18 protein-coding genes are annotated in these 19,101 nt (G+C 71.1%); 16 read left to right on the top strand and 2 right to left on the bottom strand.

Annotation, left to right across the window (positions count from 1 at the left end):
* The first annotated feature begins 18 nt into the window (after positions 1–18).
* From AERO9AM_RS11490 to AERO9AM_RS11475, 4 genes are read left to right on the top strand one after another with little or no spacing between them, the layout of a single operon-like run.
* On the top strand, positions 19–1,326 hold the full coding sequence (locus AERO9AM_RS11490; protein WP_159576254.1) for an L-fuconate dehydratase: 1,308 nt from the start codon (positions 19–21) through the stop codon (positions 1,324–1,326).
* Positions 1,319–2,299, top strand: a complete 981-nt coding sequence (locus AERO9AM_RS11485) for an aldo/keto reductase (RefSeq protein WP_159576253.1) — start codon at positions 1,319–1,321, stop codon at positions 2,297–2,299. The genes AERO9AM_RS11490 and AERO9AM_RS11485 overlap by 8 nt, the downstream gene beginning before the upstream one ends.
* Before the next feature lie 37 nt (positions 2,300–2,336).
* Positions 2,337–2,756, top strand: coding sequence for an RbsD/FucU family protein (locus tag AERO9AM_RS11480; RefSeq protein WP_159576252.1), 420 nt, complete (start codon positions 2,337–2,339; stop codon positions 2,754–2,756).
* A gap of 38 nt (positions 2,757–2,794) precedes the next feature.
* Positions 2,795–4,063 (top strand): alpha-L-fucosidase, encoded by a 1,269-nt coding sequence (locus tag AERO9AM_RS11475; RefSeq protein WP_159576251.1) that lies wholly within the window; start codon positions 2,795–2,797, stop codon positions 4,061–4,063.
* 75 nt (positions 4,064–4,138) lie between these two features.
* Here AERO9AM_RS11475 and AERO9AM_RS11470 read toward each other — a convergent pair whose 3' ends face one another.
* Positions 4,139–5,311: an ROK family transcriptional regulator gene (locus tag AERO9AM_RS11470; RefSeq protein WP_159576250.1), complete on the bottom strand. Its 1,173-nt coding sequence runs from the start codon at positions 5,309–5,311 to the stop codon at positions 4,139–4,141.
* A gap of 213 nt (positions 5,312–5,524) precedes the next feature.
* On the opposite strand from AERO9AM_RS11470, the gene AERO9AM_RS11465 reads away from it, so the two are divergent.
* The 7 genes from AERO9AM_RS11465 to AERO9AM_RS11435 all read left to right on the top strand — a co-directional run bounded on the left by AERO9AM_RS11465 (position 5,525) and on the right by AERO9AM_RS11435 (position 13,430).
* Positions 5,525–6,784: an ABC transporter substrate-binding protein gene (locus AERO9AM_RS11465; RefSeq protein WP_159576249.1), complete on the top strand. Its 1,260-nt coding sequence runs from the start codon at positions 5,525–5,527 to the stop codon at positions 6,782–6,784.
* A 64-nt stretch (positions 6,785–6,848) separates the two neighbouring features.
* Positions 6,849–7,793 (top strand): carbohydrate ABC transporter permease, encoded by a 945-nt coding sequence (locus AERO9AM_RS11460; RefSeq protein WP_236602594.1) that lies wholly within the window; start codon positions 6,849–6,851, stop codon positions 7,791–7,793.
* The gene (locus AERO9AM_RS11455; RefSeq protein ID WP_236602593.1) at positions 7,783–8,709 is read left to right on the top strand and encodes a carbohydrate ABC transporter permease; all 927 of its coding nucleotides are present in this window, start codon (positions 7,783–7,785) and stop codon (positions 8,707–8,709) included. The genes AERO9AM_RS11460 and AERO9AM_RS11455 overlap by 11 nt, the downstream gene beginning before the upstream one ends.
* A complete protein-coding gene (locus tag AERO9AM_RS11450) occupies positions 8,706–9,680 on the top strand; it encodes an ROK family protein (protein ID WP_201298624.1) in 975 nt (324 codons plus the stop codon). Before AERO9AM_RS11455 ends, AERO9AM_RS11450 begins: the two co-directional genes overlap by 4 nt.
* Before the next feature lie 95 nt (positions 9,681–9,775).
* Positions 9,776–11,326 (top strand): M81 family metallopeptidase, encoded by a 1,551-nt coding sequence (locus AERO9AM_RS11445; protein ID WP_328821166.1) that lies wholly within the window; start codon positions 9,776–9,778, stop codon positions 11,324–11,326.
* Complete coding sequence (locus AERO9AM_RS11440) at positions 11,323–12,672, top strand: alpha-L-fucosidase (RefSeq protein ID WP_159576247.1); 1,350 nt, start codon at positions 11,323–11,325, stop codon at positions 12,670–12,672. The genes AERO9AM_RS11445 and AERO9AM_RS11440 overlap by 4 nt, the downstream gene beginning before the upstream one ends.
* Entirely contained in the window at positions 12,669–13,430 is a 762-nt protein-coding gene (locus AERO9AM_RS11435) for a copper homeostasis protein CutC (protein ID WP_159576246.1), read from the top strand. The genes AERO9AM_RS11440 and AERO9AM_RS11435 overlap by 4 nt, the downstream gene beginning before the upstream one ends.
* A 94-nt stretch (positions 13,431–13,524) precedes the next feature.
* Here AERO9AM_RS11435 and AERO9AM_RS11430 read toward each other — a convergent pair whose 3' ends face one another.
* Entirely contained in the window at positions 13,525–14,526 is a 1,002-nt protein-coding gene (locus AERO9AM_RS11430; RefSeq protein ID WP_236602592.1) for a hypothetical protein, read from the bottom strand.
* 88 nt (positions 14,527–14,614) lie between these two features.
* Between AERO9AM_RS11430 and AERO9AM_RS11425 the strand changes: the two genes are divergently transcribed.
* The 5 genes from AERO9AM_RS11425 (at position 14,615) to AERO9AM_RS11405 (ending at position 19,093) form a co-directional block, all read left to right on the top strand.
* Positions 14,615–15,130 (top strand): hypothetical protein, encoded by a 516-nt coding sequence (locus tag AERO9AM_RS11425; RefSeq protein ID WP_159576245.1) that lies wholly within the window; start codon positions 14,615–14,617, stop codon positions 15,128–15,130.
* Positions 15,127–15,456: a hypothetical protein gene (locus tag AERO9AM_RS11420; protein ID WP_236602591.1), complete on the top strand. Its 330-nt coding sequence runs from the start codon at positions 15,127–15,129 to the stop codon at positions 15,454–15,456. The genes AERO9AM_RS11425 and AERO9AM_RS11420 overlap by 4 nt, the downstream gene beginning before the upstream one ends.
* Before the next feature lie 128 nt (positions 15,457–15,584).
* On the top strand, positions 15,585–17,216 hold the full coding sequence (gene serA, locus AERO9AM_RS11415) for a phosphoglycerate dehydrogenase (protein WP_236602590.1): 1,632 nt from the start codon (positions 15,585–15,587) through the stop codon (positions 17,214–17,216).
* A gap of 207 nt (positions 17,217–17,423) precedes the next feature.
* Positions 17,424–17,798, top strand: coding sequence for a YciI family protein (locus tag AERO9AM_RS11410; RefSeq protein WP_159576244.1), 375 nt, complete (start codon positions 17,424–17,426; stop codon positions 17,796–17,798).
* Between the two features lie 11 nt (positions 17,799–17,809).
* Positions 17,810–19,093 carry an RNA polymerase sigma factor gene (locus AERO9AM_RS11405; RefSeq protein ID WP_159576243.1) on the top strand — a complete coding sequence of 428 codons (1,284 nt, stop codon included), beginning with the start codon at positions 17,810–17,812 and terminating at the stop codon, positions 19,091–19,093.
* Positions 19,094–19,101 lie beyond the last annotated feature (8 nt).

Genomic DNA, 19,101 nt, shown 5'->3' with positions numbered 1-19,101 from the left:
GCCCAGAACAGGAGAACCGTGAGCCGCATCGTCGCGCTGGAGACCAGCGACATCCGCTTCCCCACGTCGCTCAGCCTCGACGGCTCCGACGCGATGAACCCCGACCCTGACTACTCCGCGGCCTACGTGATCGTGCGCACGGACGCCGCAGACGGCCTCGAGGGGCACGCCTTCGTGTTCACGATCGGGCGCGGCAACGACGTGCAGGTCGCGGGGATCGATGCCCTCGCCGGCCACCTCGTGGGCCGTGAGCTCGAACCGCTGCTGGATGACATGGGCGGCGCCTTCCGCGAGCTCATCGGCGATTCGCAGCTGCGCTGGCTCGGCCCCGAGAAGGGCGTGATGCACATGGCCATCGGCGCCGTGATCAACGCGCTCTGGGACCTCAAGGCCAAGCGCGCGGGACTGCCGCTGTGGCAGCTGCTGTCCCGGATGAGCCCCGAGGAGATCGTCGACCTCGTCGATTTCCGCTATCTCAGCAACGTCCTCACCCGTGAGGACGCGCTCGGCATCCTCCGCGCCGGCGTCGCCGGCCGCAGCGAGCGCGAGGCGCAGCTGCTGGCCACGGGCTACCCCGGCTACACGACCAGTCCCGGATGGCTGGGCTACTCGGACGAGAAGCTGGAGCGGCTCGCCCGCGAGGCGATGGCGCAGGGGTTCGGTCAGATCAAGCTCAAGGTGGGCGCGGACCTCGATGACGACATCCGCCGGTTCCGGAAGGCCCGCGAGGTGTGCGGACCCGACTTCCCGATCGCGATCGACGCCAACCAGCGGTGGGAGGTGTCCGAGGCGATCGCGTGGGTGAACGCCCTCGCGGAGTTCCATCCGGCCTGGATCGAGGAGCCCACCAGCCCGGACGACGTGCTGGGGCATGCCGAGATCGCCCGCGGTGTCGCTCCGATCCGCGTCGCCACCGGCGAGCACGCGCAGAACCGGATGATCTTCAAGCAGCTACTGCAGGCCGATGCCATCCAGGTCATGCAGATCGACGCCGTGCGGGTCGCCGGCGTCAACGAGAACATCGCGAACCTGCTGCTCGCCGCGAAGTTCGGAGTGCCGGTCTGCCCGCATGCGGGCGGCGTGGGCCTCTGCGAGGCGGTGCAGCACCTGTCCATGTTCGACTTCATCGCGATCTCGGGCACCCGCGAGGGGCGCATGATCGAGTACGTGGACCACCTGCACGAGCACTTCGTCACGCCGACGGAGATCCGGGATGGCGCGTATACGGCCCCCACGGCGCCGGGCAACGGCATGGAGATGAAGGCCGCCAGCCGCGCCGAGTTCGCCTGGACCGGGGAGCACCGGGGAGCGGGCGCGCATGTCTGAGCTCACGGACGGCGTGCACCGGCCTGATATCCCGTCGCTGGGGTACGGCGCCGCCAACGTCGGCAACCTTTTCCGCCCGCTCACGGACGACGAGGCATGGGCGGTGCTCGACGCCGCCTGGGAGAGCGGGATCCGGCTTTACGACACCGCACCGCACTACGGACTCGGGCTGTCCGAGCGCCGCCTCGGGGCCTTCCTGCAGACGAAGCCGCGCGACGAATACGTGCTCTCCACCAAGGCGGGGCGGCTGCTGCGGCCGAACCCGGACCACGTCGCCGGCGGGCTGGACACGGCCAACGACTTCTTCGTGCCCGACGACCTCCGTCGAGTGTGGGACTTCTCCGCGGCTGGGATCCGCGCCAGCCTCGAGGAGTCGCGCGAGCGCCTCGGGATCGAGCGCATCGACATCCTGTACCTGCACGACCCGGAGCGGCACGACCTGGATCTGGCCCTCGCCGAAGCGTTCCCCGCGCTCGAGGCGCTGCGCGCCGACGGACAGGTCGCCCGTATCGGCATCGGATCCATGACCGCCGAGGCGCTCACCGCGGCAGTCCGCTCCGCCGACCTCGACACGATCATGGTCGCCGGGCGGTACACCCTGCTCGAGCAGCCGGCCGCCGCAGACGTGATCCCCGCATGTGCCGAGCGCGGTACCCGGATCGTCGCCGCATCGGTGTTCAACTCGGGCCTGCTCGCACAGAGCGAGCCCCGCCGCGATGGGCGCTACGAATACGGCGCCCTTCCGGAGGAGCTCTGGCAGCGGCTCACCCGGATCGCCGACGTCTGCCGTGCCCACGGCGTGCCGCTGCCCGCCGCCGCGATCCAGTATCCGCTGCAGTCGCCGGTCGTGGAGTCGGTCGTGGTCGGTGGCAGCCGCCCGGAGCAGCTCCGCCAGAACGCGGAGCTCGCGGCGCTCGAGATCCCCGCCGACCTGTGGCGGGAGCTCGCGGACGAGGGACTCATCCCGGCCTGAGCCGGCGGTGCGGCCGAACACGAACGAAGGGGAGCTCATGCTCGAAGGAATCCACCCCCTGCTCACCGGGGAGCTGCTGCTGCACCTCGACCGGATGGGGCACTCGGACGCCGTCGTGGTGGCCGACGCGCACTTCCCTGCCTGGGCGCTGGGCACACGCGTCGTCGATCTGCCCGGCACGTCCACGCCGGACGTCGTCACCGCGATCCGCACCGTGCTGCCGCTCGACGACGCACCGGGCATGGACCTCATGGCCTCGGCCGACGGCGAGGTGCTCGACGTGCAGCGCGAGCTCATGGTCGCGGCCGGCACCGACGAGCAGAGCGCCCGCTTCGTGGAGCGCTTCGGGTATTACGACGTCGCGAAGAGCGCGTACCTGATGGTGCGCACCGGGGAGACCCGGAAGTACGGCAACGCCCTGCTGCGCAAGGGCGTGGTCGGTCATCCGTCCGCCTGAGCGGGCACGGTTTCGACGTCCAGGGAGGACGAGCACAGATGCGACAGCAGTGGTTCGACGAGGCGCGGTTCGGGATGTTCGTGCACTTCGGCCTGTACAGCGGCGCCGCGAGGCACGAGTGGGTGCAGAACTACGAGCGCCTCACCGCGGAGGAGTACCGGGTCTATTTCGACCACTTCGACCCTGACCTGTTCGACGCCGTGGCGCTCGCGCGCCGAGCCAAGGCGACCGGGATGGGATACGTCGTGCTCACCACGAAGCACCACGACGGGTTCTGCCTGTGGGACTCGGCTCTCACCGACTACACCTCGGTCGCCGCGTGCGGCAGGGATCTCGTCCGCGAGCACGTCGACGCGCTGCGCGCCGAGGGACTGCGCGTCGGGCTGTACCACTCGCTGATCGACTGGCACCACCCCGACTTCACGGTGGATGGGAACCACCCCCGCCGCGGCGATGCCATCGAGCACGAGCGCAACGCCGAGCGCGACATGGGCCGCTACCGCGCCTACCTGCACGGGCAGGTGCGCGAGCTGCTCACGCAGTACGGCGACATCGACTACCTGTTCTTCGACTTCACCTACCCGGAGCCCTCGGACGGCTGGGACGGCAAGGGACCCGACGACTGGGATGCGCACGGGCTGCTGGCGCTGTGCCGTGAACTGCAGCCGCGGATGCTCGTGAACGACCGGCTCGGCATCCCGGGTGACTTCGTCACGCCCGAGCAGTACCAGCCGACCGCCCCGATCGTCGTGGACGGCGTCCCGCAGGTGTGGGAGGCGTGCCAGACGATCAACGGATCCTGGGGCTACCATCGCGACAACCACGACCAGAAGTCCGCGCTGCTGCTCGCCCAGATGCTCGCGGACTCCGTGTCGATGGACGGGAACATGCTGCTCAACGTCGGCCCCGACGGGCGGGGGAGCATCGCGCCGCGCGACGAGGCGGTGCTCGCGGAGATCGGCGAATGGATGCGACTGCATCGTGACGCGATCGTCGGCGCGGGCCACGCCGCGTTCCCGGCGCCGCGCGAGGGCGTCTACACGCGCCGCGGCGATCGGCTCTACCTGCACCTGTTCACCTGGCCGCTCGGCTACGTGCACCTCGAGGAGCTCGCCGGGCGAGTCACCTACGCGCGGCTGCTGAACGACGGATCGTGGCTCAGGACATCGGTGACCGACCCCGAGCAGCAGGCGACCCTCATGACGCCCGCGGGGGAGGCCGAGGGCACGCTCACCGTGCACCTGCCTGTGCGGCGCCCGGACGTCCTGATCCCCGTGATCGAGCTCACGCTCGCGCCGGGCGTCTGAGCGCTCGCCGCAGGACCGCCCCGGACCGGGCCGCGGAGCGTGATCGTCTGACCCCCGTCGTCCGGCTCCCCGCCGTCAGGCCGCCGTGTGCGCGCCGCCGCCGTCGCGGGCGGCCGGGTCGATCCGGTCGCGGACCAGGCGCGCCGCACCGTACAGCGCGGCGTCCTGGCCGGAGCGCGCCGACTCGATCCGCAGCGTCCGCGTCACGAGCGGGTGGCAGGCCTCGTAGATGCGGCTGCGCACCGCGGCGATGAACGGCTCGCTCGTGCTCATGCTGCCGGTGAGGAACAGAGCATCCGGGTTGAAGAAGTTCACCACGCCGGAGAGCACCTGCCCGAGGTGCGTGCCCGCCGTGCGCACGAGCGTGGTCGCGATGGGATCGCTGTCGCGGGCGCGCTGGAGCACATCCGCCGTGGTCTCGACCTCGTAGCCGTGCTCCTGCATCTGCCGTACGAGGGCCGCGCCGCTCGCGATCGTGTCGAGGCAGCCGCGGTTGCCGCACGAGCAGGGGATGTCGGCCACGCCGTCCAGCCGCGTGTGGGTGATCTCCCCGGAGGCGCCGGTGGCACCGCGATGCACGGCACCGGCGACGACGATGCCGGCGCCGATCGACGTGCCGGCTTTGACGGTGATGCTGTGCCCGCTGCGGCCCAGGCTGTGGTCGTGCTCGCCCAGGGCCATCAGGTTCGCGTCGTTGTCGACGAAGACGGGGAGCCCGACCCGGCGCGACAGGGCGTCGGCGACGCGGAAGCCGCGCCATCCGGGCATGCGGGAGGGCTGCTCGACGCTGCCCGTGGCGACGTCCACGGGCCCGGGAAGGGCCACGCCGATTCCTCGGATGTCTGCTTCGCCGGCGAGCTCCATGAGTGCAGCGGCGAGCAGTTCCAACGTCGGATCCGGGCCCTCCGCGATGGTGAGCGGGATCGAGCGTGTCTCGTGCAGATGGCCGCCCAGGTCCAGCAGGCCGAGCCGTGCATGCCCTCCGCCGACCTCGGCCGCCAGGATCCTGCCGCGGGAGGCGCTGAGGGAGAGACGGCGGGCCCTGCGGCCTCCGTTCGACGCGACATGCCCGGATTCCTGCAGGATTCCGGCATCCAGGAGCTCCTGTACGCGCAGCGACACCGTCGAGGGGGCGAGGTTCAGCGCGCGTGCCAGATCGGAGCGCGACAGCGAATCGCCGCGGGCGACGAGGTCGACGATGTGCCGGGACTGATCACCAGGGGTACCGCTGGGTGGGGCGGAGGACATGGATTCTTCCTTCGAAGCTCGAACTAAGTGTGAGCATAGTGCGAAACTGTGACTGGTCGCAGAAATATCACGAGAATCTCACGATCGAACCTAAACATCCGATGTTCGTCTGGCGATTTCGATGGGCTTCTGTCAGGATGAACGCAGTAACCCGATCCACTTCGTTCGATCTCAAACGAAGATTCGCTCCGTTCGTGCCTGAGGAGGCATTCAATGAAGAAGACTCACCTGGTCCCCGTGGCGGCGTTCACGGTGGGCGCGGCCCTCGCCCTCACCGGCTGCGGAGGTTCGAGCAGCAGCGCCGGCAGCGATGACAAGACCGTCGTCGTCGACATGTGGGCAGGATCCGCCGACGACACCAAGGCGCTGCAGGCGCAGGTCGACGTCGCCAAGAAGCAGAACCCCGACCTCAAGATCGAGCTGCGCACCGCCCCCTGGAACGACTTCTTCACGAAGCTCACCACCAACATGGCCTCGGGCAACATGGCGTGCGTCACCGGGATGAACAGCGGCATGCTCTCCAGCTACACCTCCGGCTTCCAGAAGCTCACCGCGGACGACCTGAAGGCCGCCGGTCTCAAGGAGGGCGATTTCGCCGCCGGCACGACCGAGATCCTCAAGAACAAGGGCGAGCTCTACGGCCTGCCCTTCGACACGGCCACGATGCTCGTCTACTACAACGCGGACCAGCTGAAGGCCGCCGGCGCCGCCGAGCCCAAGCCGGGCTGGACCTTCGACGACTTCGAGAAGACCGCCAAGGCGGCTACTCGCGACGGCAAGCAGGGCTTCGCCGTCGGCATGGGCGACTTCCAGTGGCAGGCGCTGCCGATCGCCAAGGCGGGCGTCCAGCCGGCCACGAAGGACGGCAAGCTGCAGCTCACGGATAAGAAGTTCTCCGACGCCGCCACCTGGTATGCCGGCCTGGTCACCGAGCAGAAGGTCGCGCTCCCTGTGGCCAGCGCCTCCGACGGCGGCTGGGGCGAGGACCAGTACTCGAACGGCAACGCCGCGATGGCGGTGGACGGTACGTGGAACGCCGTCAGCTACCTCAAGAACGAGGCCGGCTTCGCCGCGGGCATGGCCCCGCTGCCCGACAACGGCAACGGCTCGCTCAGCCTCATCCTCGGCTCGGGCTACGGCATCTCGAAGACCTGCAAGAACAAGGACGCGGCGCTCAAGGTGCTCGGTTCCCTGCTGAGCAAGGACTCGCAGGACTACATCGCGTCCTCCGGGCGCAGCTACCCGGCCCGCGCCGAGAGCCAGCCGCTGTACTTCCAGTCCATCGACGAGAAGTACCGTGCGCAGGTCGAGGAGGTCTTCAAGGCCGCGTTCTCGAACGTGCAGGGTCAGTACGTGACCGACAACTGGTCCAAGGTCGGCAGCTACATCCAGCCGCAGCTGGTGAGCGTCTACAACGGCCAGACCCCCATGTCCGAGGTGCTCAAGAACGCCCAGGACCAGTTCGGCAAGTGATCGACTCCCGGCTCGGCGGATCCGTCCGCCGGGCCGGGACACCATCCCGGAAGAAGGAGGAACGGTGACCATCGCCGCATCCCGCCGCCACGCGTCGCAGGGCCGTCGCGGTTCCTCGCCCCGTCGCGGCTCCCTGAGCCGCACGGAGGGCCGTCAGGCGCTCGGATTCGCGAGTCCCGCCCTGATCGGCCTCGCCGTCTTCACGGTCGTGCCGGTCGTGCTCTCCATCGTGATGAGCTTCTACAACTGGCCCACCTTCGGCGACAAGACGTTCAACGGCGTGGGCAACTACGTGAAGCTGTTCACCGCCAGTCCCGACTTCTGGCCGGCGATGCGCAACACCGCGGTGTTCACCATCGTCTACGTGCCGCTGAGCATCGTGTGCTCGCTCATCCTCGCGATGGCGCTCGGACCCCGGATCCGCGGCCGCGGTGCGCTGCGCGTGCTGTTCTTCATCCCGGTCGTGACCCCCATGGTCGCGAGCGTCCTGGTGTGGAAGATGATGCTGCAGCCGCAGGGGCTGTTCAACGGCATCGCGCAGGGCTGGTTCGGCATGAAGCTGCCGAACTTCCTCGCCGACCCGTTCTGGGCCATGGCGATGGTGATCATCATGAGCGTCTGGCAGGGACTCGGCTACAACATGCTGATCTTCTCCGCGGCGCTGGAGCAGCTCCCGGAGTCGGTGATCGAGGCCGCGCGCATCGACGGAGCCTCCGGGCTGCGGATGCAGTGGAGCGTGGTGGTGCCGATGATCTCGCCGTCCATCTTCTTCGCGACCATCATGACGATGATCACGTCGCTGCAGGTGTTCGCGCAGCCGCAGCTGCTCACCGGGGGAGGACCGGGCAACGCCACGCAGCCCCTGGTGCAGTTCATCTACAACCAGGGCTTCAAGTTCCAGGATCTCGGCATCGCGGCCGCAGGGGCCTGGATCCTGTTCGCGCTCATCATCATCATCACCGCGCTGCAGTTCGGGGCGCAGAAGAAGTGGGTGCACTATGAGCACTGATCTGCAGCAGGCGGCCACCGCCGAGTCCACCGAGGCCGTGGTGGTCCCCGCCGAGGACCGTGCGAAGCGCCCGAAGGCACCGCTGTCCGGGGGTGAGCGGACGCGGTTGATCATCGCGCACGTCTTCGTCTACCTCGCCGCGCTGATCTTCGTATCGCCTCTGGTCTACTCGTTCTTCTCTGCCCTCAAGCCGAACAACGAGATGTTCTCGATGCCGCCGAAGCTCATCGGATCCGAGATCCGCTGGTCGAACTTCGTCGATGTGTTCGCATACGGCCCGTTCCTCACCTACATCGGCAACTCGTTCTTCGTCGCCATCGCCGGCACCCTCGTGGTGCTCATCGTCTCCACCACCGCGGGGTACGCGTTCGGCCGGCTGCGCTGGAAGGGCCGCGACGCGGTGTTCGTGCTGTTCCTCGCGACGCTCATGGTCCCGGCCGAGGTGCTCGTCATCCCGATGTTCCAGGTCATGCAGTGGCTGAACTGGGTCGACACCTACCAGGCTCTGATCTTCCCGTTCGCGTTCACCGCATTCGGCACATTCCTCATGCGGCAGTTCTTCCGCGGGATCCCGTACGAGCTCGAGGAGGCCGCCCGCGTGGACGGCGCGGGGCCGCTGCGCTCCTTCCTGCAGATCATCCTGCCTCTCGCGAAGTCCGCGGTGGCGGTGCTGAGCGTCTTCACCTTCCTCTCCTTCTGGAACAGCTACCTGTGGCCGCTCATCGTGACCGTCGACTACAACGCGCACGGCACGCTCCCGGTCGGTCTCGCGACGTTCTCGGGCCTCACCGGCACGCGCTGGGATCTGCAGATGGCGGCGGCGATCATCTCGATGGTGCCCACCACGATCCTCGTGATCGCGCTGCAGAAGCACCTGGTCAAGGGCATCGCGATGGCGGGACTCGGCGGCCGATGAACGCTCCTGAGGAGACCGGGCCGCCCGCGTCCCGGGCCGCGGACGCGCGCGTGATCGCCGGGATCGACATCGGCGGGACGAAGATCTCCGCCGTCCTCGTCGACGACGCCGGGTCCGTGCGGGCGCGCGGCGTCGTGCCGGCGCCGGCCCGCGACGGCGGCGCTGCGATGGCCGATGCGGCGGCCGGGCTGGTGCGCGAGCTGTGCCGGACGCATGACCTGGTGCCCGCCGCAGCGGGCGTGGGCGCCGCGGGCGTCATCGACCAGGCCGACGGAATCGTCGTGGCCGCATCCGCCACGTTCGCCGGGTGGAGCGGATTCCCGCTCGCGGATGAGCTGTCCGCGCGCCTGGACGTGCCGGTGTGGGTCGAGAACGACGTGAACGCGTTCCTTCTCGGCGAACTGCGCTGGGGCGCGGCCCGCGGCGAGAGCGACGTGCTGGGCATCATGCTGGGCACCGGCGTGGGCGGCGCGATCGCCCTCGGCGGCGTGGTGCACCACGGCGTGCACGGAGCCGCGGGGGAGATCGGGCACACGCCCGGGTTCGGCGACCTGGCGTGCACCTGCGGGCAGACCGGTCACCTGGAGACGCTCGCCTCCGGCACCTCGATCGCACGCCGTTACCGCGAGGCCACCGGATCCGGAGCGTCCGCGCCCGAGATCGCCGAGCGCGCGAGGGCCGGCGAGCGCGCGGCCCTCGCAGTCTTCGCCGATGCCGCCCGCGCGACGACGCTCGCCGCCTCCACCGCTGCGTCCCTCCTGGATCTCGACCTGGTGGTCGTCGGCGGCGGCGTGCACGAGGCCTGGGATCTGCTCGAGCCCGTGATCGCCGAGACCCTGCGCACCGACGCTCCCGTGTCGGGGTTCCCGCTGCGCATCGTGCGCGCGGAGATCGCCGTCGACGCCGTCGCCCGCGGAGCCGCCGCCCTGGCCGCGGCTCGATGCGCGGAACCCGCCCTCGCCACCGCCTGACCCGTCCGACCCGCCCGCCCACCGACAAGGAACGAACCGCTCACGTCATGACCGCATCCACGCCGCATCCCCGCCCCGAGGCCGACACCGTCTGGATGGGGCCGCTGCCCGCCGTGGCCGAGGGAGGCCTCGCCCGCCCTCGCATCGGCATCGCGGGGATCTCGATCGAGTCCAGCACGTTCTCGCCGCACATCTCCGGCGACGAGGCGTTCACGATCCGCGAGGGCGCCGAGCTCCTCGGCTACTACCCCTTCCTCGATGCAGGACGCGAGCTGCGCGAGGCGGCGGAGTGGGTGCCCATCCACCACGGCCGCTCGCTGCCCGGCGGCGCGGTGGCGCCCGCCACGTACCAGCGCATGAAGGACGCGATCGTGCGCGGCATCCGCACCGAGATCGCGGCGGGCGGGCCGTTCGACGGGTTCTTCTTCGACATCCACGGCGCCATGAGCGTGGTGGGGATGCAGGACGCCGAGGGCGACCTCGCCGCCGCGGTGCGCGCGGAGCTCGGCGACGATGTGCTGATGTCCACCTCGATGGACCTGCACGGCAACGTGTCCGAGGTGCTGCGGGACGCGCTGGACCTGCTCACCTGCTACCGGATGGCGCCGCACGAGGACTGGATGAACACCAAGGAGCGCGCGGTGTGGAACCTGCTCGCGCGCCTGCGCGGCCCGCACGGCTCCGACCCGCTGCGGCGCCGGCCGTACAAGGCGTGGGTGCCCGTGCCCGTGCTGCTGCCGGGGGAGAAGACCAGCACCCGGCTGGAGCCGGCGCGCGGGATCTACGCCGCGGTGCCAGAGGTGGAGGAGCTCGACGGCGTCGTGGATGCGGCGGTGTGGGTGGGATACGCCTGGGCCGATGAGCCGCGCAACATGGCGATCGTGATGGTGACCGGGGACGACCGCGCCCTCATCGCGCGCGAGGCCGAGCGCCTCGCGCGCCGGTACTGGGACGCGCGCGCCGACTTCGCGTTCGTCGGACCGACGGCGCCGCTCGGGGAAGCGCTCGACCGGGCGCTCGCTCCGGACGCCGCGCGCCCGTACGTCGTCTCGGACTCGGGCGACAACCCCACCGCGGGCGGCGCGGGCGACGTGTCCTGGACGCTCGGCGAGCTGCTCGCCCGCCCCGATCTCGCCGAGCCGGGCCGGGTCGTCGTGCACGCCTCGATCTTCGATCCGGCTGCGGTGGCGCAGGCCGTCGCCGCGGGCGTCGGCGCGACCGTGACCCTCGAGGTGGGCGGGCGGGTGGATCCGGGCCCGCGCGGTCCCGTGCCCCTCACCGGCGAGGTCTTCTCGATCACGGAGGGCGACCCCGAGGCGGGCACCCAGGTCGTGATCCGGGCGGGCAGCGTGCACGCGATCATCACGGAACGGCGAAAGCCGTTCCACCACCTCGACGACTTCCGCATGCTCGGCCTGGATCCGGAATCCGCCGACGTCGTGATCGTGAAGATCGGCTATCTCGAGCCGGAGCTGTACGACCTCGCGGCCGACTGGACGCTCGCGCTCACCCCCGGTGGCGTGGACCAGGATCTGCTCCGTCTGGGGCATCACCGACTCGCCCCGGGCGTCTACCCGTTCGACACCACCGGCGCACCGGCCCTCACCGCCCACGTGAGCCGTCGCGGAGAGGAGATCCCCGCATGATGAACTTCGAGAAGCGCACCGGGCCGGACCTCGGCGCTGATGCGCCCGTCTATCCGACGCAGGGCGTGCCGGACTGGTACCGCGACGCGAAGCTCGGCTTCTTCGTGCACTGGGGCCTGTACTCCGTGCCGGCGTGGGCCGTGCAGCACGGTGAAGGCGTGAACATCCCGACGGAGGATGCCTACGCCTGGCATCAGTACGCCGAGTGGTACGGCAACACGGTCCGGATCACCGGCAGCCCCACGTGGGAGCGCCACCAGGCGCTCTACGGACCGGGCACGTCGTACGAGGACCTCGCAGACCTGTGGGACGCCTCGGCGTTCGACCCGGACGCGTTCGTCGGCGAGCTCGTCGGCGCCGGCGCGCAGTACATCGTGCCGACGACCAAGCACCACGAGGGATTCTGTCTGTGGGGCACGGGCACGACCGGCTTCAACGCCGTCGCGCGCGGCCCGCGTCGCGACCTCATCGCGGAGCTCCACGATGCGACCCGGCGGGCCGGAGCGCGCTTCGGGGTGTACTTCTCCGGCGCTCTGGACTGGCACGCGAGCGACTTCCCGGCGATCGAGTCCGACACGGACCTGTTCCGCTACCGCCGCAACGACGGGCATTTCGCCCGGTACGCCGCCGCGCAGCTCGACGAGCTCGTCGAGCGCTTCTCGCCGGATCTGCTCTGGAACGACATCGAATGGCCGGACGGGGGCAAGGGGCGCGACGATTTCGCCGTGGCCGCACTGCTGCAGCGGTATTTCGCCCGGGTGCCCGACGGCGTCGTCAACGACCGCTGGGGTGTGCCGTTTCACGGCTTCCTCACCCGCGAGTACACGCACATCCCCGGCATCCTCGACGCGCCCTGGGAGTCCACCCGCGGTCTCGGCTACTCCTTCGGGTACAACCAGGCCGAGGACGAGCGGCAGACCCTGTCCGGGCCGGAGCTGATCCGTATGCTCGTCGACGTGGTCTCCAAGAACGGCAACCTGCTCATCAACGTCGGCCCCGATGCGGCCGGACGGATCCCCGAGCTGCAGCGCCGCACGATGCGCGAACTCGGCGCCTGGATGCGGACGAACGGCGACACGATCCGCGGCACCCGGCCGTGGGTGCGCTTCGGCGAGGAGACCGGCGAGCCGCGCCGCTACACGCGGTCCGCGGCAGGGGTGCACGTGCACGCGCTCGACCCGCAGTCCGGTGCACTGCGCCTGCCCGTGGAGCTGGCCGGGGGAGATGCCCGCTGGGCGGACGGATCCTCGGCCGACACCGAGGCGCACGGCGACGGCACGTGCACCGTGCGGATCCCCGAGGGGCTCCGCACGGAGCCGGTCGCGACGCTCACGGTCGCGCCGTGACGGCTCCCGCGCTCGAGATCGCCGTCGACGGCCCCACCGGCGCGCGCACCGCCTTCGCCGCGGGCGCGGACCGGGTCGAGCTCTGCCAGGCGCTCGCCGCGACCGGCGGCCTCACGCCCTCCGCGGCCACCATCGACGCGGTGCTCGCCGCGGCCGGCGCTCCGGAGCGCGTCGCCGTGCTCGTGCGGCCGCGCGGCGGGGGATTCGTGTACGCCCCGGAGGAGGTCGGGCTCGTCGCCGCCGACATCGCGGACGGCGTGCGGCGCGGCGTCGGCGCGGTGGTGGTCGGCGCGCTGACCGCGGCCGGTGAGCTCGACCGGCGCGCCCTCGACCAGTGGCGGCGTGCCGCCGGCGACGCGGACCTCGTGTTCCACCGCGCGATCGACGTGCTCCCCGAGCCCGCGGCGATCGTCGAGGACCTGGTGGCCTGCGGGGTGCGACGCGTGCTCAGCAGCGGCGCGGCTGCCCGCAGCATCGACGGTCGCGAGACGCTGAGCGCCCTGGTGTCGGCGGCGCAAGGGCGGCTCGAGATCATGGCGGGCGGAGGCGTGCGCGTCGAGGACGTCCCCGCCCTCCTGGCGTGCGGCGTGGATGCGATCCACCTCTCCGCGCGGCAGCCCTCCGGCGACACCGCTCCGAGCGGACCGGGCGGCGGGGATCCGGGCTTCGAGGTCACCGACGAGGCCATCGTGCGCCGGGCCGCGGCGGCCCTTCGTCGCGCTGCGCTCGTGCAGCAACCACGGCGCACCGGTCCCTGAGCGAGGAGCGCAGCGACGGGACGGACGCCGCACATGAGAAGAGCGCGGTGCCCCCTCGGGAGCACCGCGCTCTTCGTGGCTCAGGCCGCGCCGGTCACGGCGTGCTGGTCGGAGCGGGCTCTGACCCGGACGCCGGGGCGTCCGGCACCGTGATCGGCGCCTGGGTGCCGTCCGCCCATACCGGGGCGGGGAGGCTGACGGTCTGGCCCCCCTGGATCTGGCGCAGCGCGTCGGCGATCGCCGCGGCGTTCTCCGGCACGGGCAGACCGCACTTCTCGAGCTCCGAGGCGAACTTCAGCGTCAGGCGCTCCTTCCCGGCCGCGACGGCCTCGGCGGTGGTGCCGGTCTGGATCTGGCTGCCGGTCTGGATGTCGGAGACCTTGTCGCACACGTGGTAGACGGCGCCACCGGCGACCCAGGTCACCTGGTCCTTGCCGAGCAGCTGGATCACGGTCGACTGGTCCGCCGTGTACTGCTCGACGGACGCCGGCTTGAAGTCGATGCCCAGCACGACCGCGAGCGCGGCCAGGGCGATGCCCACGATGCCGGCGATCGTCTTCTGGCCCTTGTCCATGTTCTTGTTGAGGAACACCATGATGATGAGCGGCACGAACGCGATGATCGCGATGATCGCGCCGAGCTGGTTCTGCACGAAGAACCGCACGGTGTCCGAGCGACGCGCCGGATCCAGGTGGTTGGCCTTCTTCCATAGGAAGGATCCGGTGATCGACAGCGCCGCGATCACGACGAACAGCACGATCAGCGTGATGAACGCCCACTGCGGGAACGTGACCGTCGCGCCCTGCTGCTCGAGCAGACCGGTGTCGGGGTTGCGGACGTAACCGCCGTCTCCGCCGGTGACCTGACGCTGCCGCAGCAGCCAGAAGATGCCGACGGCCTCTGCGGCGATGGCGACGACCCAGAGCACGGCGGCGATCCAGCGGAACCGGGTCGCGGTCGCCTTCGCCTCGGGAGTGGGCGTCCAGCCCGCAGGCGGATCCGCCGGGCCGTCGGCGGGAGCCGCGGACTTCGCCGCGGCGGAGGCGCTCCTGGCTGCCGCGGTGCGGGCGGGCTTCTTGCTGCTGTTCTCAGGCACGGTGGTCCTTTCCCTTCCCCTGGTGCTGGCCCTGAGCCTAGCGGCGGGGAGGCCGTGCAGGTGGGATATCGGTCGCTACTCTGGACTCATGACGACCGATCCGGACGACGCGCTGCGCTGGGAGGGCGACGAGCCCGAAGCGCCGAACGCTCCCGCGGCGAACACGCCGCCCGCCGCCGCGCCGCCGGCCTCCGGTGAGGCCGTGCACCACGACGTGCCGCCGGCAGCGACGCCGCGGGAGGCGCCCACGGGCGCGGCAGCCAGCGCCCCCTCGGCAGGGGACTCTGCTGAGCAGGAGGAGCCCGTCGGGGCAGGCAATGCCGCGCTCGTGTTCTACGGGATCATCGGCGGCGTCTACCTGCTCTTCGCCGCGGGGTGGATCGTCGGCGGATTCCGCCTGCGGCCCCGGGCCTCGCTCCTGCTGGGCGACTGGACGTACTTCCCCTGGATGTGGCTCGCGGCCCTCGCCCCCGTGCTCTGGTTCGCGGCGACCTGGGCGCTGACCCGGGGTCGCGCCTCGTGGATCCGGATCGTGGCCCTGATCGCCGGCGCGGCGCTGCTCGTGCCGTGGCCCTTCGTGATGTTCGGGACGGTGGGAGCATGAGCGCTGAGGCAGTGACGACGACGGATCCGCGCCGGCCGCGGTGGATCCTGTACACGCTGCTCGGCGTGTTCGGGCTGCTGTACGCCTACGCCGTGTGGAACGCGATCGCGTACATGATCCCGCTCGTGGGCCTCGCCGTCGACGCGACGACGTGGGTGGCGCTGATCCTCGCGATCGTCATGCCGGTGATCGTGTACGCCCTGGCCGTCGCGCTCACGCGGCGCCGCGGCCTGGGCGTCCTGGCTCTCGTGCTGCTCGCCGGCCTCGGCGTGGTGGCGGTGTTCTGGCTGGACGTCGTGGGGTACACCCTGTCCGGCGGCCACTGAGCGGCGGTATGACGCGAGGTGTCACACGGTCGGGGAGGCTCTGCGCTCTCGGGTAGGCTGTTCGCACTATCGCGCCCCGACGGTGCGGCGCGTCCGGATCCCCCTTCCCAGCCCCGAAGGATCTCTCTGTGCCCGAGAACGCCGTGAACTCGTCCGCCCGCAAGCCCGTCGTCCTCCTCGCAGAGACGCTCTCGCCCGCCACGGTGGATGCGCTCGGCCCCGACTTCGACATCCGCTCCGTGGACGGCACCGACCGGGAGGCGCTGTTCGCCGCCCTCGCCGACGCCGACGCGGTCCTCATCCGCTCCGCCACGAGGATCGACGCCGAGGCGCTCTCGCACGCACCCGTGCTGAAGGTCGTCGCGCGCGCCGGCGTGGGGCTCGACAACGTCGACATCAAGGCGGCGACCGCCGCGGGCGTCATGGTGGTGAACGCCCCCACCTCGAACATCGTCTCGGCCGCCGAGCTCACGGTCGGGCACATCCTGAGCCTCGCCCGTCGCGTGCCAGCCGCGCACGCGTCGCTGTCGGCGGGGGAGTGGAAGCGCAGCTCCTTCACGGGCACCGAGCTCTTCGAGAAGACCGTCGGGATCGTCGGCCTCGGCCGCATCGGCGCCCTCGTCGCGGCGCGCCTCGCCGCGTTCGACATGCGCGTCGTCGCCTACGACCCGTACGTCACGAGCGCCCGCGCCCAGCAGCTCGGCGTGCAGCTGCTGAGCCTCGAGGAGCTCGTCGCGGAGAGCGACTTCCTCACGATCCACATGCCGAAGACGCCGGAGACCACCGGCATGATCGGCGCCGAGCAGTTCCGCGCAATGAAGCCCACCGCGTACGTCGTCAACGTCGCCCGCGGCGGCCTCATCGACGAGGAGGCGCTGCTCGTCGCGCTGCAGAACGGCGAGATCGCCGGTGCCGGCCTCGACGTCTTCACCACCGAGCCCCCCGCCGAGGGCAGCACCGCACGCGCCCTGACGGCGCTGCCGAACGTCGTCGTCACCCCGCACCTGGGCGCGTCGACCGATGAGGCGCAGGAGAAGGCCGGTGTCTCGGTCGCGCGCTCCGTGCGCCTTGCGCTCGGCGGCGACCTGGTCCCGGATGCGGTGAACGTGGCGGGCGGCGTCATCGACCCGTACGTGCGCCCCGGGATCCCGCTCACGGAGAAGCTCGGCCAGATCCTCTCCGCCCTCGCGCAGTCGCCGCTGACCAGCCTCGACGTCGAGGTGCACGGCGAGCTCAACGGCTACGACGTCGGCGTGCTGCGCCTCGCCGCGCTCAAGGGCGTCTTCACCCCCATCGTCAGCGAGACCGTGTCGTACGTGAACGCCCCGCTGCTCGCCGAGCAGCGCGGCGTCGCGGTGCGTCTCGTGCAGGACGACATCAGCGAGGAGTACCGCAACGTCATCACCCTGCGCGGCGCTCTCGCCGACGGCAGCCAGGTGTCGGTGTCGGGCACGCTGACCGGCCCGAAGCAGATCGAGAAGCTCGTCGCGATCAACGGCCACGCCGTCGAGCTGCCGATCGAGAAGCACCACGTGGTCATGCTCTACACCGACCGCCCCGGCATCGTCGCGGTCTACGGCCAGCGCTTCGGCGACGCCGGCATCAACATCGCCGGCATGCAGATCGCCCGTGAGACCGCCGGCGGCCAGGCGCTCAGCGTGCTGACCCTCGACTCGCCGATCCCGGAGACGCTCCTCGAGGAGGTCCGCGACGCCATCGACGCCGACCTGTTCCGCCAGATCGAGCTCGTCGAGGCCTGATCCGGCCCAGCGGCCCCTGAAGCCTCGAAGAACCGCCGCCCGGGACCATCCGGGCGGCGGTTCGTCGTCTGCGCGCGGTGCGCGCCCCGCACCCGGGCGACTTTCTCTGAGAGAATCTGGCCGGGTTGTCGATTTCGGCGGGCTCTCCACGTCGTATCGGTGTTCGACACCTCACGGGCTTCCCGCCCGCACGATGAAGGAGACACCATGTCCGACGAGTACATGATCATCATCCACGAGCCCGAGTGGGACCCCACCAGGCTCCCGGCGGCGCAGATCGAGGCCGATCTCGAGGGTCACAAGGCCTTCCAGGCGGCCGTCCAGGCCGCGGGCCACCGGATCACCGCCGGCGTCCCGCTGCGCCCGCAGGCCGAAGCGTTCCGGATCCGTCCCACTGCCGACGGCCCGGTCTTCACGGACGGTCCGTTCGGCGAGACCCGCGAGGTCGTCACCGGCTTCTACGTGTTCACCGCGGACTCCCCGGAGCAGGCGCGCGAGCTCGCTGCGCTGGTCCCCACCGGGGGCTGGCTCGACGTGCACCCCGTCCTGGACATGTCCAGCGGCGCCCCGGCGATGGGCTGAGCGGCCGATCCATGGCCTCCCGGATCGAGGATGCGTTCCGCGCCGACGCGGGGCGCATCCTCGGCGCGGTGACGGCGTACACCGGTGATCTGCAGCTCGCGGAGGACGCCGTGCAGGAGGCGTTCCTGCGTGCGATCGCCCAGGAACGGGAAGGACGCGCACCGGCGAACCCCGCTGCGTGGATCACCACGGCGGCACGGCGGATCGCCGTGGACGGCATCCGCCGTGCGCGGACCGCGGCGAAGGCGCTGCCGGTGCTCGCGTCGGAGGCGATCATCGCTCCCGCCGACCCGTTCCCGGACTTCGCGTTCACCGGTGACGAGCGGCTCGAGCTGATCCTCACCGTGTGCCACCCCGAGCTCGCCCAGGAGACCCGGCTCGCCCTCGCCCTGCGCTTCGTCTGCGGCGTGCCCACGGCGGACGTCGCCGCGATGCTGCTCGTGACGGAGAGCACGATGGCAGCGCGCCTCACCCGGGCGAAGAAGCGGCTGCACGACTCCGCCATCCGGTTCCAGATGACCGATGACCAGCAGGTCGCCGCGCGGCTCGGCGATGCACTCTCCGTCATCGCCCTGCTGTACACGACCGGCTACGCGGCACCCACCGGCGCCGACAGCCGCCGGCTGTGCGCGGACGCCGTCGCTCTCGCGCGCGACGCCCTGCGCGTCGCCGGCGACGACGACACCGAGGCGTGCGGCCTGCTCGCGCTTCTGCTGCTCACCGAGGCGCGTCATCCGTCACGCGTGGATCCGGCCGGCGAACTCGTGGCGCTCGCCGAGGCGGACCGGAGCCTGTGGGACCGCAGGCTGATCGCAGAGGGGGAGGCGCTCGCGACCCGCGCGCTGAGCGGCGGGGGCGGTGACGGGACACCGGGGCGCTTCGCGCTGCAGGCGGGGATCGCCGGCCTGCACGCCATCGCCCCCGGCTGGGAGGCGACCGACTGGGCGGCGATCGCGCTGCTCTACGACGGGCTCGTCGCGCAGTGGCCGTCGCCATCCGCCCGGCTCGCCCGGTTGGTGGCTCGTGGCTTTGCCGACGGGCACGACGCGGAGGGCGTGCGCCTGGAGCTCGACGCCGACGAGGAGCTCTTCGCCGGTCCGCTCGCCGCTCAGGCGTTCGCCGTGCGCGCCGAGCTGGGCATCCGTGCCGGCGACGCGCACGGGGCGCAGGTCGATCTCCGCGCGGCGATCGACCGCACCGCGGACGGCGCGATCCGGCGCCACCTCGAGCGCCGGCTGAGCGCTGCGGGTGGAGTGTCGGGCGGTGGCCCGGCGGCCGGCGCGCCCGAGCGCTGAGCGCCGGG

Origin of the sequence: Microbacterium sp. 8M, assembly GCF_902506375.1 — a bacterium.
In the GTDB taxonomy this organism is placed as follows: Bacteria; Actinomycetota; Actinomycetes; order Actinomycetales; family Microbacteriaceae; genus Microbacterium.
This window is presented reverse-complemented; position numbering and strand designations above follow the sequence as displayed.